The sequence below is a fragment of the Veillonella parvula genome, assembly GCF_945949885.1.
Lineage (GTDB): Bacteria > Bacillota > Negativicutes > Veillonellales > Veillonellaceae > Veillonella > Veillonella parvula_B.
Genome location: NZ_CAMFFZ010000008.1, coordinates 42,979 through 58,581, shown reverse-complemented (window position 1 = coordinate 58,581; position 15,603 = coordinate 42,979). Strand labels below are relative to the sequence as shown.

Here is a 15,603-nt window from a genome sequence, read left to right as displayed (position 1 = left end):
GTACGTTATGTAAGGCTTTCTGTAAATGTAATGATGTTAATCATGAAATTAGCTTCATAATGTAGTATAATAAAACGAATAGACTTTTTATGGAGGAAAGTGACAATGACGAGGTATGTATTTCGACGTCTAGGTGGCGCAATCATAATCTTATGGGTCATCATTACCGTAACATTTGCACTAATGCATGCAATACCGGGAGGGCCTTTTACAACAGAAAAAAAATTACCGCCTCAGGTGAAAGCGAGCATTGAGGCTAAATATCATCTTGATGATCCCGTGTGGAAACAGTATGGAGATTATTTAGGTGGCGTCATTACAGGTGACTTAGGCCCATCATTTAAGTATGAAGGCCGTAGTGTAAACGATATTATTAGCGATGCATTTCCAATTTCCGCGCAGCTCGGTTTATTATCTTTAATGGTAGCTGTAGTTGGTGGTATTACAGCTGGTGCTATCAGCGCCATGAGACCTAATAGTATTGTGGATTATGCGGTGACTGTATTATCTACAATCGGTATATCTGTGCCTACATTTATTATTGGTGCTGTCCTTGTATACATTGTAGGCTTTGAACTGGGCTGGTTCCCTGTGGCTTTATGGCGTGGCCCATCTTATATGGTGTTGCCCGTGTTGACATTGGCAGCGCAACCGATGGCCTTTATTGCTCGTTTAACGCGCAGTGGTTTACTTGATGTGTATCAACAAGAATACATTCGCACAGCTCGTGCAAAAGGTCTAGGTTCTTGGACCATTTTGACTCGTCATGCACTAGGTAATGCGATTTTGCCAGTTATTACATACTTAGGCCCATTGGCAGCTAGCTTGTTAACAGGTAGCTTTATCGTTGAAACGATTTTTGCGATTCCTGGGTTAGGTCAGTATTTTGTAACATCAATTTATAACCGTGATTATACAGTTATTCTTGGTATTACAATTTTCTATAGTGCTCTTGTGGTATTTCTTAATATTTTGGTGGATATGATTTATCCATTAATCGATCCACGAGTTACAACAGAGGAGGGGACAGATGAATAAGGAAGACTTTTTACCTATTGAACGGGCCCCTCAAGAAGAGATTACTAGTTTTATAAAGCGTCCTAGTAAATGGGAGCGATTTAAGGTAAATCGTTTGGCCGTAGTCGGGGTGAGCATCATCTTGGTGATGATTGTACTCGCTATCTTAGGGCCACTTATTTCACCTTATACATATGCGGATCAATCTTTAATCGATGCGAACCAAAGTCCAAGCTTTAGTCATTGGTTTGGTACGGACACATTGGGCCGTGATATTTATACGCGTGTTATGTATGGTGCGCGTATTTCCTTAACCATTGGTTTTGTGGCAGCTTTCATCAACCTTGTAATCGGCGTTGCCTATGGCGGTATTGCAGGTTATATGGGTGGTAAAGTAGACCGCATCATGATGGGCATTGTAGATGTTTTGTACGGCATTCCACTTTTACTATACGTTATCTTGTTGATGGTTGTACTTGGACCTGGTCTTACATCTATTTTCGTAGCATTAGGTATTGCGTATTGGCTTAATATGGCCCGTATTGTACGTAGCCAAATTTTGAAAGTTAAAAACGAAGAATACATCATCGCTGCAGAAGCCATGGGTATTCCGAAGCATCGCATTTTATTGCGTCATATTTTGCCAAACTGTGTAGGGCCTATCATTATTACTTTAACATTGGCCATTCCAGAGGCAATTTTTACAGAAGCATTCCTTAGTTTTATCGGCTTAGGTGTAAATGCACCTATGGCGAGCTGGGGTGTATTAGCTTCTGAAGGTATTAGTAGCATGCGCTCTTATCCGTTCCAATTGATTTTCCCAGCTGTTGCTATTAGTATTACCATGCTTGGTTTCGCATTTTTTGGCGACGGTTTACGTAATGTATTAGACCCTAAGGAAGGAGATAGATAATGAATAATGCTATTGTTGATGTACGTAATGTATCCATTACCATCAATACCTTCCAAGGTCCGTTGCGAGTTATTCGCAATCAAGATATTTCTTTATACCCTGGTGAGATTTTAGGTATAGTCGGGGAATCTGGGTGTGGTAAATCCGTTTTAGTTAACTCTTTAATGGGCTTATTGCCATATGGTAAAACAAAAATTAAAGCGGATACATTCATGATTGATGGTCATGATTGTTTAGGATTTACTGAAGATGATTGGAATGAACTTCGTGGTACGACGGTTGCCATGGTGTTCCAAGATCCTATGACCTCCTTGAATCCTATCATGACCATTGGAGAGCAAATGTATGAGGTTATCCATCGTACAAATGCGTATGGTGAAGATTATGATGAAAGGGCCATTGCCATCGATTTATTGAAGAAGATGGGGCTGTCTACACCGGAACGCCGGTTATCTCAATATCCTCATGAGTTGAGTGGCGGTATGCGTCAACGTGTATGTATTGCTATGGCGGTGGCTGGTCGTCCTAAGATTTTGATTTGTGATGAGCCCACAACAGCTCTTGATATTACTACAGAGGCACAAATTTTGCGCCTTATGCAAACGTTAGCCGTAGAGGCTGGAATTGGTATCATCTTTATCTCTCATAACCTACGTGTTATTGCTCAAATTTGTGATCGGGTTATGGTTATGTACGCAGGTAAATGTGTTGAGTCTGCTACAGTAGATGGTATTTTTAGCGAGCCTCGTCACCCATATACATTGGGGCTGTTGCTTGCATTGCCTCAAGGTAAATGGCACGGTGAATTGAAGGCCGTTGAAGGTCAACCTCCTGATCTATTTGATTTACCTCGTGGATGCGCATTTAATCCTCGTTGTAAATGGGCTATGCGAATCTGCGGTAGTCGGGTTCCGATGGTTACAAATGTTGGTGAAAGTCACCAGTTTACATGTTGGTTAGCTAAATTGGAGGGACTTTAATGAGTTACGTATGGGAGACTGACAATCTCGTTAAAGAGTTCACCCTGTCAGGCGGCTTATTTAAGCCAAAACAAACGGTACACGCCGTACAAGGCGTGAGTCTATATCAATCACCAGGGGAAACCTTAGGTATCGTAGGGGAATCTGGATGTGGTAAATCTACATTTGGTTACACTTTGATGGGTTTATATCAAGCTACATCTGGTTCTATTTATATGAATGGTCGACATATCAACCCTTATGTGGATAGAGAGTCTGTTCACCCGGTGATGCAAATGGTATTTCAAAATCCATATGCATCCCTTAATCCGCGGCTTACGGTTAATGCAATTTTAGAGGAGCCTTTAGAATTGAATCCAAAGTATACACCCCGAGATCGCGTGATTCGTGTAAAAGAGGTGCTTGACCAAGTTGGCTTAAATATGTCATTTGGTGAGCGTTATGCTCATGAACTATCTGGTGGGCAACGTCAACGTATCGGCATTGCACGGGCTCTTATTATGGAGCCTCAATGTATCATTTGTGATGAGCCGATTTCTGCGTTAGATGTATCTATCCAAGTGCAAATTATGACATTACTAGAACGGTTACAAGAACAACATGGTATTTCGTACCTCTTTATTTCTCATGATTTAAATATGGTGCGCTACATTAGTCATCGCATGGTTGTTATGTATTTAGGTGCCGTCATGGAAGAAGGTCCTGCATTGGATTTATATGAATTCCCTCAGCATCCGTATACCCGTGCATTGACGGCCTTAAATGGTCCAGTTATGCCACATGCACCAATTGGGGCACCTCTTAAAGGGGATCCACCAAATCCACTAGACCCACCAAAAGGGTGTCTGTTTAGTGGTCGATGTCCAGAAGCGGAAGGTCGTTGTTTTACAGAACGTCCGCCACTTCGAGATTGGGCAGATCGCCGCATCGCATGCTGGCACATATAATGGGAGAATAGTATGGAAAAACTAATTGTTGGCAAGTCCTTGGAACATCAACTAGATACAGTCATTAAAGAATTGGCACCAGCAGGGAATATATCTTATGCGGTGCTACAATTCGATGATGAAGAGGAACCAACACTCATCGCAGCTAGAGGTGAAAATACTGTACATTCTAGTGCGAGTTTAATTAAGGTACTTATCATGGAATATGTCTTTCATTTAGCTCGTACTGAGCAATTGGACATTAATGATACCGTTCCTTTATCTAGAACTCCACGCGTTGAAGGTGGCGGTGCACTACAAGAGTTAGTAGGTAAACATAGTTTTACCTATCTTGAGTTGTGCCGTCTCATGATGGTTCTTAGTGATAATATTGCGACAAATCTACTCATCACAGTGCTTGGAATGGAAAATATCAATGCTCGAGCGGAAAAGCTTGGTCTGGATGAGATGGAGCTTAATCGCATGATGATGGACCTTAACGCCTTGGTTGAAGGGCGTGATAATTATATTACAGCCATGTCACTAGCTCGTCTGTATAAACATATTTTTGAATATCGTGATAGAGATGCTTATGGCCGAGAAATGTGGAATATTTTAGGTCGCCAACAATTCCGTGATATCTTACCATTTTACTGGGGAGAAGGCATACGCTTTCACCATAAAACAGGATCCCTTGATCGCGTAGAGCATGATGGGGGTGTAATAGAAACATTTAGAGGTCATTTTTGCTTTATTCTTTTAATGAGCGATATCGATAATGACCGAGGTAAAGAGTTAGGCGCTCAAGTTGGGCGCATTATGAAAGAATTTGTAGAGGAAGCATTGCCATGATGGATAAACGAAACTTGTTAAAACTCATGGTCCTCGCTCTAGGGGTGAGCGTACTCTTATTTGTATTTGGGTACCCTCGTGGTGTTCAACCAATCGATGAACACACAATCCGCTATGTTATTGAGCAGGAACCATCCACATTGGATCCCGCAAAGTCTACTACCTCTCCGGAGGCTACGGTTCAACTTCAATTATTCGATGGTCTAGTTCGTTTGAATGATGAAAGTGAACCAGAAGCAGCACTTGCTAAAAATTGGGAAATCTCCGATGATGGCCGTGAGTATACCTTCCACTTACGACCTAATTTGAAATGGTCTAATGGAGAGCCTTTGACGGCTTATGACTTTGAATACGCTTGGAAACGCGTATTAGACCCTGAAGTCCATGCGGACAATGCATACATGCTATATGTATTGAAAAATGGCGAAGCCTTTAATACTGGCAAAGCCACGGCTGAAGAGGTTGGTGTTAAGGCTACTGATGAGGATACATTGGTAGTTACCTTAGAAAATCCAACAGCTTATTTCTTGAAACTATTAGCGTCTCATAGCTATTATCCAGTGAGCAAAAAAGCAGTAGAGGCTCATGAAAATTGGGCAACTAATGCGGAAACTATAGTATCCAATGGTCCATACCGATTGCTTTCTTGGAAGCATAATGGGGAAATGGATTTCATCAAGAATCCAAATTATTGGGACGCAGAATCTGTGAAAACAGAGAAAATGAATTGGCCTATTAGTGAGTCTCAAAGTACGCGTCTCACCTTAGTTGAAGGTGGCGAAGCTGATATGACTGTTGAGCCTCCTGTAGCGGATCAAAAACGTTTAGAAGAAGCCGGCCTATTACATATTGGCCCTATGCTTGGTAACTACTATTACGTATTTAATGTGAAAGCAGAACCTTTCACAGATCCAGATGTGCGTAAAGCATTTTCTATGGTTATCAATCGTGCTAACATTGTTAATAATATTGTTAGAGGCGGTAAAGAGGCGGCTTATGCATTCGTACCATATGGCATGCTTGAAAGCAATGGCCGTGAAGACTTCCGTGAAGCTGGTAGTTATCTCGTATACGAAGATGTAGAGCAAGCCAAGGAAATCCTTAAAGAGGCTGGCTATGGTAAGAATCGTCCATTGCCACAAATTACGATTTTGTATAATACAAGTGAATTACATAAAGCTATTGCAGAAGCGATTCAAGATGCTTGGATAAATGCATTTGGTGCGGATGTACGCTTACAAAATCAAGAGACAAAGGTATTCTTAGCAGACCGTGAAGCTGGTAAGTACCAAGTTGCGCGCGCTTCTTGGATTGCTGATTATAGCGATCCACAAAACTTCTTAGAGGTATTCTCTGCTGAAGATAATGATGGACAGTACCATAGTGAGGAGTATAATGAGTTGATTGCTCGCATTCGTACAACTCCAAATGGGGCTGCTCGTGATGCGTTGATGCATGAAGCAGAAAAAATGATCTTTGATGAATCTCTTGTTATGCCGTTGTACTTTACAACACAACCATATGTAACAAACGGAACAATTCAAAATTATTTCTGGACCACATTGGGCCTTGTTGACTTTAAAAAAGCATACAAATAAGATACACTTAAGACGTACACCTGATGTACGTCTTTTGTTGTATTTTATGAATATGTTTTATAGATTTGTTTCTACAAATAAGTATATAAATTTTAAATTACGCCATAAACTTTACATTATGATACATACTTTTTATAAATATGTTTTATAAATTACGTTACAAATATGGTATGTTAATATTGATGAATTAGAAGTTAACTGGTATTTTTGAGGATATATGGACTGGATTGAACCAAAACGTTTGGCACCGGGAATGACCATAGGTATTATGGCACCTGCTAGTGCTGGCGATGAAGATTTACATAGAATAGAAGAAATTTGTAAGGCTAAAGGCTATAAGGTGCTTGTGGGTGAAAGTGCAAGCCGAAAGGGGCTATATGGAGGCACACCTGAGGAGCAAGCCGCAGAGTTTCAATACATGATGACTATAGCCCCTTGTAATGCGGTGCTCGCTTTACGGGGGGGGTATGGCACGATGCGCTATTTAGAACGACTGGATTATAAAGCGATTCGCAAGTATCGTAAGGCTTTTGTTGGATACAGTGATTGTACGGCGCTCCATATGGCTATCAATCGATACAGTCGCCTTATTACGTATCATGGGCCTATGGGGGTAGATTTTAAAGCAGAACGTAAGGCAGATATTGATGCATTATTTAATGTTTTAGAAGGTAAATTAAAAGTTATAGAACCTTTGCCAGAACCTCCTAGAGGTGCGATTGGTACCGAGCTAGGAGAAGGGATTTTGCGTGGTGGTAATATGACGATATTATCTGTTCTGTCAGGAACACCTTATTTTTTAGAGGATGAATCTTGGGAGGATACCTTACTATTTATTGAAGATGTAGGGGAGGCTCCTTATAAGCTGGATCGTATGTTACAACAATTTCGCCTCAGTGGTTTGTTGAGCTGTATTAAAGGCTTAGTGATTGGCACCTTTACAGATTGTGAAGGAGATGAAGATGAACGTGATTATGACTTAGGTTATGAAGCATTGCGCTACATGGAGGAAAATAGAAAACCAGAATTACCAGATCCTTTTGTATGCTATGTGCCAACGGGACATGGTTCACCACATCAAACCTTACCGCTAGGAGCGACGATTAGCTTTAGATATATTTCTAATACCATCATCGTTCATCCTTATACGAAATAGATAAGAGCTTTTAGGTGAACGATTTTAGTTAACAGACAAACAGATAAACAGATATTAGATAAAAATAGTAGTTACCGAGATATTAGATAACAAAGATATTAGATAATAATAAGGGGAGTTATGACACTACAAGAACGAGAGGCTCGTGCCTGTGCCATCATAGATAGTATGGCACAGGAATTACGTGCTGTTTCCTTATATTTACACGATAATCCAGAATTGGGCTTGAATGAGCATAAAGCAGTAAAGGCAATTCACCAATTCTTAGAAAAACAGAATTTTATATCTCAAGTAGGGCTCACCGATATACGTGAGTTACAAACCGCGTTAAGAGCCGACTATAGAGGTAATGCTAAATATAAAATCGCATTCTTAGGAGAATATGATGCTTTACCTGAGCTCGGTCATGGTTGTGGTCATAATCTTATTGCCATGATGAGCTTAGGTGCTGCTGTTGCTTTCAGTCAAAGTGCACCACAGGATTGGGGGTCGACTTTCTTTGGTTGCCCTGCAGAGGAAACTATTGGTGGTAAGGTATATATGGCAGAGGCTGGTTTATTTAAGGGCTATGAGGCGGCGCTTATTATTCATCCTGGCAGTGAAAATGAGGTGGGGGGCACATCCTTAGCGACACATCCACTAGAGGTTACCTTCCATGGGCGCTCCTGTCATATTGCATCCTTAACAGATTCAGGAATTAATGCCTTAGATTGTGCGGTAGAATTATATCAAAAAATAAAAGAGTTAAAGAAAACCTTTCCTAAAGGGGCTATTGTGGGGGCTATTTTTACCGAAGCAGGTACAGCGTCAAATGTGGTTACGCCAAAGGCTACGATTCGCATGACTGTTCGTGGTAGTACAGTGGATGATTTAGAAGGTATTATTTTGCCGGCTATCAAAGCGGCTGCTCAAGAGATTGCAGTATCCTATGGTGCTCAAGTTGAAATGCATCATTATGAGCCACTCTTCAAGGATATGCGTCAAGATAAAAAGCTATTAGATCTCTTTAAGGATGTGATGACTGAGTTTGGTGAAACACCTCGTATATTGCCAGATGATGAGGCTGATGGTAGTACTGATGTAGGTAATGTGTCCTATGAAGTGCCTACGGTACAGCCCACATTACAGATTGGATTAGGCTTAGAAGCGCATACGCCAGAATTCACTTGTGCAGCAGGTTCTGACTATGGATTGGCACAAGCTATTAAAGGAGCTAAAATTATGGCTGTTGTAGCCTTGCGATATGCCTTGCTAAGTGATACCTAAGTTTTGACATATAGAGGTCAAAAAGGTAAAATAGATATAATATTTAAGTAAGTATGAAACAAGCCGTCTTCTACAAGACGGCTTTTATTCCGGTGGAGATAGATATGAGTGTTTTAACCGTTTCAAATGTAACCCATGGTTTTGGAGCGCGACAAATTTTAGATGATGCATCATTCCGCTTGCTAAAAGGTGAACATGTAGGCCTCATTGGTGCTAATGGTGAAGGTAAATCCACATTTCTTAATATCATTACAGGTAAATTGCCGCCTGATGAAGGCAAAATTGAATGGTCCAATCAGGTAACTGTTGGTTATTTGGATCAACATGCTGTTCTTGAAAAGGGCATGACCATCCGCGATGTGTTACAGCGCGCTTTTGACGATTTATTCGTGATGGAGCAAAACATTAATGATGCGTACAATCGTATGGGCGATGTATCCGAAGATGAAATGAATAAGCTTCTCGCGCAAGTTGGGGAGTGGCAAGAGATTCTAGAGCAACGTGGGTTCTATGAAATTGATGCGGTTATTGAGCGTACGGCTGCAGGCTTGGGCCTTGTGGATATCGGTTTGGACCGAGATGTAACAGAACTCAGTGGTGGTCAACGTACAAAGGTTTTGCTCACAAAGCTTTTACTAGAGAAACCGACTATTCTATTGTTGGATGAACCTACAAACTATCTTGATGTAGAGCATATTCAATGGTTGCAAAACTATTTGCAAAATTACGAAAATGCATTCATCTTGATTTCTCATGATATGGAGTTTTTAAATTCCGTAGTTAATGTTATTTACCATATCGAACAAGCGGTGCTTACGCGTTATACTGGTGATTATCATCAGTTCCAAGCTGCTTACGAGGTGAAAAAAGCGCAAGCTGCTAAGGCGTATGAACGTCAACAGCAAGAGATTGAGCGTATGGAAGACTTTATTCAACGCAACAAAGCTCGCGTTGCAACGCGCGGTATGGCGAACTCTCGCGCTAAACGCTTAGAGAAGATGGAAATCTTGGAAAAACCAAAAGAGTATATTAAACCTAGCTTTGGTTTTAAAGAAGGCCGTACACCAAGTCGCTTTATCGTAGAGGCTTTCGGATTGCAATTAGGTTATGATGAACCATTAACTAGACCAGTAGACTTTCAAATTGAAAGAAATAAAAAGATTGCTATTCGCGGTGTCAATGGTCTAGGTAAAACTACGTTGTTAAAAACTATTTTAGGTTTATTGAAGCCTATTAGTGGTGAGTTGGTAAAAGGTGAGTTCTTACAAGTAGGTTATTTTGCCCAAGAGGATACGCCATCCAATTCTGAAACAGCGTTAGACTATATTTGGAATGAATATCCTGCTATGACCAATGCAGAGGTGCGTGCAGCATTAGCTCGTTGTGGCCTTACTAATGAACATATTACGTCTCAAATGCGCGTATTATCTGGTGGTGAGAATGCAAAGGTTCGCCTATGTAAGCTCATGCAGAATAAGTACAATGTGTTGGTGCTAGACGAACCGACCAACCATTTAGACATATATGCGAAGGAAGAACTGAGCCGAGCATTGCGTGATTTTAAAGGTACGATTGTACTGGTTAGTCATGAGCCCGAATTTTATCAAGGTTGGGTTACGGATATTTGGAATATTGAGGATTGGACGACAAAGATTGTTTAGGAGGATCGATGAATCAACGTGCAAAGGACGGGATAAAGCAATTCTTAGAGGCTTTATCTGTTGATACAGAGGCACCAGAATTAGAGAAGACACCAAGTCGTGTAACAGAATTATATAGTGAATTATTCAGCGGTGTAGGATTAGACACGAAAGCTGCATGGGGAGAGACTTTTAGTACAGACTATAAAGGTCTCGTAGCAGTTACAGGGATTCCGTTTTACTCCATGTGTGAGCATCATTTATTGCCTTTTTTCGGTACCGTAGATATCGTGTACCAACCTAAGGATGGATGTGTGGCAGGACTTAGCAAGTTTCAAGATATCGTGAATATCCTCAGCCGTAGACCGCAATTACAAGAGCGGTTAGCATCTGAATTAGCTGATGCGATTATGAATGATTTATTTGCTCATGGCGTATTTGTACGCATTACATCGACTCAGTTGTGTATGCTCATCAAAGGTACCATGCAGCAAGATTCAAAGGTTATTACGTTAGAAAGCCGAGGCGTATTAGCCGAAAAGGGCACATTAAGAGATGAAGCGTTGGCAATGTTAGGCGGAGGACAGGTAAATGTTTAAACGTAGAAATTATACATGGAATGATGGCAAAAGTTTATCTTTGTGTGATCGAACCCTTATTATGGGGATACTGAATGGTACACCTGACTCCTTCTCTGATGGAGGTCAATTCAACACACCAGAAACCGCAGCAGCGCATGTAAAGCAAATGATTGAAGATGGTGCAGATATTATCGATTTAGGCGTTGAATCTACACGCCCTGGTTCTACACCTTTGACCGCAGACGAGGAAATAGAACGCTTATCTCTATTAATAGAGCCTGTCTTACAGGCTTCTACAGTGCCTGTATCTATTGACACATATCATGCTAAAACTGCAGAATATGCTTTCTCTAAAGGGGCACATATTTTAAATGATGTATGGGGATTACATTATGATCCTGACATGGCCGCGGTGGTGGCTAAATATAAGGTACCTGTTATCATCATGCATAATAGTAATGATACAAATTATGGTGATATCATTGAAGATATGAAAGCGTTCTTCTTCTGTGCTATCGATAAAGCGTTGAAAGAGGGGGTAACGCCACAACAAATCTGGCTTGACCCAGGTATTGGCTTTGGTAAAACTGAAGAACAAAATATTGAAGTTATGCAACGCTTGGGTGAGTTAACCGCTTATGAATATCCTGTTTTACTTGCGCCGAGCCGCAAGCGTTTCATCGGATCTATGCTAGGCGGATTGCCTCCAGAAGATCGCGATGAAGGTACGGTAGCAGCTTGTATTACAGGTGTATTCCAAGGTGTTGATATGGTGCGTGTTCACAATGTGAAAATGCACAAACGCGCCTTAGCAGTAGCAGACGGCTTGTTACGAGGTGAATAATGGATAGAATCGTTTTAAAAAATATGGCATTCTACGGATACCACGGAAATTTGGCATCTGAGCAAGAACAAGGACAACGATTTTTTGTAGATGTAGAAATAATAACTGATCTTACAAAGGCCGGTCAAAGTGATCAATTAGAGGACTCAATCAATTATGTAGAGATGTATGAAATTGTAGAAGCAATTATGACTGGTGAAAAGTACAATCTTTTAGAACGATTAGGGGCGCTTATCGCCGATTCCTTGTACCAACATTATCAAGGTATTGTAGGTCTCTCTGTAACGGTGCGTAAACCATCTGTACCGATTTCAGGTATTTTGGATTATGTTGAGGTTATCACTACAAGAGGACAAATTTGATGTATACCTATTACATCAGTGTAGGCTCGAATATAGGGGACAAGAGTGACTACATCAATTCTGCTTTTCAATCCTTACAACAACATGGGGCAATTTCTAAGCTAGTCACTTCTTCTCTTATTGAAACTGAGCCGTGGGGATATACGGAACAAGATACCTTTGTTAATGGCGTATGGTCTTGTGAAAGCACTCTAGAACCACATCAAATGCTCAGCCTTATTCAGCAATTAGAGCAGGCGGCTGGACGAAAACGATTGATTCATTGGGGCCCTCGCACATTAGATTTGGATATTATTTTAGTGTACGATACAGAGGGGAAAATGATTTCTCTGTGTGATGAAAGGCTTGTGATACCGCATCCTCATTTTTGGAATCGTAATTTTGTACTAGAACCGCTATCTCAGCTGTTACCAACTTTCACATATAAAGGGGTTAAGGTTGCCGACCGATTATCTCAATTGGATGTATAAGCTGGAATCGTATATAAGCTAATGTTAGATACATTGTAAACACGATACATATTGTACGCATGCTTTTACGTTTTATGATTGGGGAGTCATGGAGAGCGTAGATGAATATAAAACGTATTGGATTATTTGTACTGGCACTTATTATAATGGGCATATCTTACTGGCTTGCTGTAGGGGCAAATTATGATAGTAAAACAGTACGTATTGATCCAGAAGCGCATACACTGGTTAATTCTAGTGATGCCATTATTTCAAAACGAATATTAGCGATGAAGACCAGTGGCTCACAAGTGTACTTCTTAGGTTATGAAGGACTAGGGATTTATAATTTATCTGATAATACACTTCGTTTAATGCCAATAACCTTTAGGGGACAACATATAGAGCCAACTAAATCGGATGATTACCAACGAGGTTTACGGAATATAACAAAGGTAAAAGCATTGTCTGACTTCAGTAATGATGAGCAAGATGAATTTAAAAGTTTGTTGGACTCTACCGATGGAGGGGCCCATTATTATGGTGACTTTTACCATTCTGGTTATGAGTCGTCTCTCATTGATTTGAAGGACCAGTATTTTATTACGAATACAGTACGTGCATTAAAACGTGTTAATCATACATTATATGTGTATGATGGATCAGGTTTTATTATTATAGATTTAGATAATCGTCGTATCCAAGGCTTTTTTAATAATCGCATTAGTGGTGAAGGCTCTAAGGGGGTGCCTGATAGTTTACGTGGACATTATGGTTCTGATTTTATTATGATATATGCATTATCCAAATTAAATCCTAAAGATTTGGATATCTTATGGTCTATGCGTAAACAATATTTAGAAAAATCTCCTCAAGCGATGGAAGAAAAAGATTTGTTCCCACTCAATTTGGATGAGATGAATTTAAATGAGTTATGATTCTATTAAGGTAAATCATATACGGATATACGTGATTTAAATAATTGGCATTTGAGGATATGTTATCGTTTTATGCTAAGGTATGGAGGCTCTTATGAAGTTACGCAAGGTAGGTATTATTGGTACTGGACATGTAGGCTCTCATGTAGCATTTTCTTTAGCCTTACAAGGTGAGGTTGATGAATTATATATGATGGATATTGACGAGAAAAAAGCTCAAGCGCAAGCTATGGATATTAATGATGCCGTTAGCTATATTCCACATCAAGTAACTGCTACATCAGGTCCTATTGAAGAATGTGGAGATTGTGATATTCTCGTTTTTAGTGCGGGACCTTTGCCAAATTTGTATCAAGATCGTCTCGAGAGTCTTGGTGAAACCGTAGCTGTACTTAAAGATGTTATTCCACGTATCAAGCAATCTTGCTTCAAAGGTTTTATCATTTCGATTTCTAATCCCGCTGATGTGGTAGCTACCTATTTATGTAAACATCTTGAGTGGAATCCTAAACGCATCATTTCAACGGGAACAGCTCTAGACTCAGCTAGATTGCAAAAAGAATTAGCGCATATCTTTACTATTAGTAATCGCTCTATTACGGCCTACTGCTTAGGTGAACATGGAGGTAGTGCTATGGTGCCATGGTCCCATATTTGTGTACAAGGAAAACCACTTTTAGAGTTACATCGAGAGCTACCCCATAGATTTCCTGAACTTGACCATGCAAAAACACTAGATGATGTTAAAATTGGTGGCTATCATGTACTAGCAGGTAAGGGGTCTACGGAATTTGGGATTGCTAGTGCTACCACAGAATTAATCCGCGCTGTATTTCATGACGAAAAGAAGGTATTGCCTTGCTCCTGTTATTTAGATGGACAATATGGAGAAGAAGGAATATTTGCATCTACTCCTGCTGTTATTGGTAAAGATGGTATCGAAGATGTTTTTGAACTGCAACTAACCAATGAAGAGCTAGCCTTATTTAAAACTTCTTGTGCTGTCATTCGTGAACATGTTGTAAAGGCTGAGTCTATGTAAGTGGATGTTTACTTTCGTGTATAAAAAGCTAAAATTGCGTATGGAGTTTTAAATTTATACGGATTTATGTTATTGTTCTTAATGAGAAATATCTGTAATTTTCTTTAGTCCCAAGCTCTGTTATGTGGTATAATCTAAAAATGACAGTATACAGATGATGAATATTTGGGGGACATTATGACTCAGGACATTATGGATGTACAACGCCCAAAAAGGCCGCGCAAACGGGTTCGTCCTAATCGCAAAGCACAGGATCAGCGTATTATCCTCATGTGGATCAAGCGAATTGGCATAGGGATTATGGTGCTGTTACTGTTAGGGCAGGCTTATCGCTTGGTGGCTGTATATCAAGAAAAACAACATATAGAGCAACAATTGCAAGAGTTACAGCAGCGAAATGAAGAGCTAGAACAGGAAAAGGCCAGGTTACAAGATCCAAAGACCATAGAAGGGGTTGCTCGTGAGGAGCTAGGATTGGTAAAACCTGGTGAAGTACCATATGTAAAATAGGTTATACTTTATTATTTTTTGCTTCGCATTAGTTTGTAGTTTAAGGTTTCCGCATTAATTAGGAGGTTGCATGGCAATCGAAGTTGGTAACATTATTGATGGTACCGTATCAGGTATTACAAAATTCGGCGTATTTGTTGATTTAGGAGAAAAACAAACGGGGTTAGTTCATATTTCTGAAGTAGCTCATGGGTATGTCGAAGATATTAATACCCTTTTAAAGGTTGAGGATCCGGTAAAGGTTAAGGTTTTATCCATTGATGGTAATAAAATTGGCCTTTCGATTCGTCAAACACAACCTAAAGAGGGGATGGAAGAAGAAAAACGTTCTCATCGTGTTCAATCGAAACAAAGTATAGAGTCTTTCGAAGCGAAGATGAAATCATTCTTGCGCGATAGTAATGAACGATTACACGATTTAAAACGCAATACCGAAGGAAAACGCGGAGGCCGAGGTGGTCGTCGAGATTAATAGTGAGAGATGGCATTCCGCCATCTCTTTACTTATGTATAGAGTATTAACGCTATA

General features: G+C 40.2%; 17 protein-coding genes. All 17 read left to right on the top strand.

Going from position 1 to position 15,603, the window contains the following annotated elements; genetic code table 11:
- Window positions 1-105 precede the first annotated feature (105 nt).
- The 17 genes from Q7O55_RS03965 to Q7O55_RS03885 all read left to right on the top strand — a co-directional run bounded on the left by Q7O55_RS03965 (window position 106) and on the right by Q7O55_RS03885 (window position 15,546).
- Complete coding sequence (locus tag Q7O55_RS03965) at window positions 106-1,038, top strand: ABC transporter permease (RefSeq protein ID WP_024061140.1); 933 nt, start codon at window positions 106-108, stop codon at window positions 1,036-1,038.
- Window positions 1,031-1,930 (top strand): ABC transporter permease, encoded by a 900-nt coding sequence (locus Q7O55_RS03960; protein WP_303928581.1) that lies wholly within the window; start codon window positions 1,031-1,033, stop codon window positions 1,928-1,930. Before Q7O55_RS03965 ends, Q7O55_RS03960 begins: the two co-directional genes overlap by 8 nt.
- Entirely contained in the window at window positions 1,930-2,910 is a 981-nt protein-coding gene (locus tag Q7O55_RS03955; protein ID WP_058948494.1) for an ABC transporter ATP-binding protein, read from the top strand. The genes Q7O55_RS03960 and Q7O55_RS03955 overlap by 1 nt, the downstream gene beginning before the upstream one ends.
- Window positions 2,910-3,857: an ABC transporter ATP-binding protein gene (locus Q7O55_RS03950; RefSeq protein ID WP_024060953.1), complete on the top strand. Its 948-nt coding sequence runs from the start codon at window positions 2,910-2,912 to the stop codon at window positions 3,855-3,857. The genes Q7O55_RS03955 and Q7O55_RS03950 overlap by 1 nt, the downstream gene beginning before the upstream one ends.
- Window positions 3,858-3,869: 12 nt before the next feature.
- The gene (locus Q7O55_RS03945) at window positions 3,870-4,688 is read left to right on the top strand and encodes a serine hydrolase (RefSeq protein ID WP_303928567.1); all 819 of its coding nucleotides are present in this window, start codon (window positions 3,870-3,872) and stop codon (window positions 4,686-4,688) included.
- Window positions 4,685-6,286, top strand: a complete 1,602-nt coding sequence (locus Q7O55_RS03940) for a peptide ABC transporter substrate-binding protein (RefSeq protein ID WP_303928551.1) — start codon at window positions 4,685-4,687, stop codon at window positions 6,284-6,286. Before Q7O55_RS03945 ends, Q7O55_RS03940 begins: the two co-directional genes overlap by 4 nt.
- A gap of 217 nt (window positions 6,287-6,503) precedes the next feature.
- A complete protein-coding gene (locus Q7O55_RS03935; RefSeq protein WP_303928548.1) occupies window positions 6,504-7,442 on the top strand; it encodes an LD-carboxypeptidase in 939 nt (312 codons plus the stop codon).
- A gap of 120 nt (window positions 7,443-7,562) precedes the next feature.
- A complete protein-coding gene (locus tag Q7O55_RS03930; protein ID WP_303928545.1) occupies window positions 7,563-8,708 on the top strand; it encodes an amidohydrolase in 1,146 nt (381 codons plus the stop codon).
- 104 nt (window positions 8,709-8,812) lie between these two features.
- Window positions 8,813-10,369 carry an ABC-F family ATP-binding cassette domain-containing protein gene (locus Q7O55_RS03925; protein WP_303928542.1) on the top strand — a complete coding sequence of 519 codons (1,557 nt, stop codon included), beginning with the start codon at window positions 8,813-8,815 and terminating at the stop codon, window positions 10,367-10,369.
- 8 nt (window positions 10,370-10,377) lie between these two features.
- A complete protein-coding gene (gene folE, locus Q7O55_RS03920; protein WP_004698508.1) occupies window positions 10,378-10,947 on the top strand; it encodes a GTP cyclohydrolase I in 570 nt (189 codons plus the stop codon).
- A complete protein-coding gene (folP, locus tag Q7O55_RS03915; protein ID WP_156696952.1) occupies window positions 10,940-11,773 on the top strand; it encodes a dihydropteroate synthase in 834 nt (277 codons plus the stop codon). Before folE ends, folP begins: the two co-directional genes overlap by 8 nt.
- On the top strand, window positions 11,773-12,135 hold the full coding sequence (gene folB, locus Q7O55_RS03910; protein WP_303928539.1) for a dihydroneopterin aldolase: 363 nt from the start codon (window positions 11,773-11,775) through the stop codon (window positions 12,133-12,135). Before folP ends, folB begins: the two co-directional genes overlap by 1 nt.
- Window positions 12,135-12,605 carry a 2-amino-4-hydroxy-6-hydroxymethyldihydropteridine diphosphokinase gene (gene folK / locus Q7O55_RS03905; RefSeq protein ID WP_303928536.1) on the top strand — a complete coding sequence of 157 codons (471 nt, stop codon included), beginning with the start codon at window positions 12,135-12,137 and terminating at the stop codon, window positions 12,603-12,605. Before folB ends, folK begins: the two co-directional genes overlap by 1 nt.
- A gap of 101 nt (window positions 12,606-12,706) precedes the next feature.
- Window positions 12,707-13,522: a hypothetical protein gene (locus Q7O55_RS03900; RefSeq protein WP_303928534.1), complete on the top strand. Its 816-nt coding sequence runs from the start codon at window positions 12,707-12,709 to the stop codon at window positions 13,520-13,522.
- Between the two features lie 94 nt (window positions 13,523-13,616).
- The gene (locus Q7O55_RS03895) at window positions 13,617-14,564 is read left to right on the top strand and encodes an L-lactate dehydrogenase (protein WP_278457763.1); all 948 of its coding nucleotides are present in this window, start codon (window positions 13,617-13,619) and stop codon (window positions 14,562-14,564) included.
- A 177-nt stretch (window positions 14,565-14,741) separates the two neighbouring features.
- Complete coding sequence (locus tag Q7O55_RS03890) at window positions 14,742-15,074, top strand: septum formation initiator family protein (RefSeq protein WP_156696957.1); 333 nt, start codon at window positions 14,742-14,744, stop codon at window positions 15,072-15,074.
- 70 nt (window positions 15,075-15,144) lie between these two features.
- Window positions 15,145-15,546, top strand: a complete 402-nt coding sequence (locus Q7O55_RS03885) for a S1 RNA-binding domain-containing protein (RefSeq protein WP_303928528.1) — start codon at window positions 15,145-15,147, stop codon at window positions 15,544-15,546.
- The last annotated feature ends 57 nt before the right edge of the window (window positions 15,547-15,603 follow it).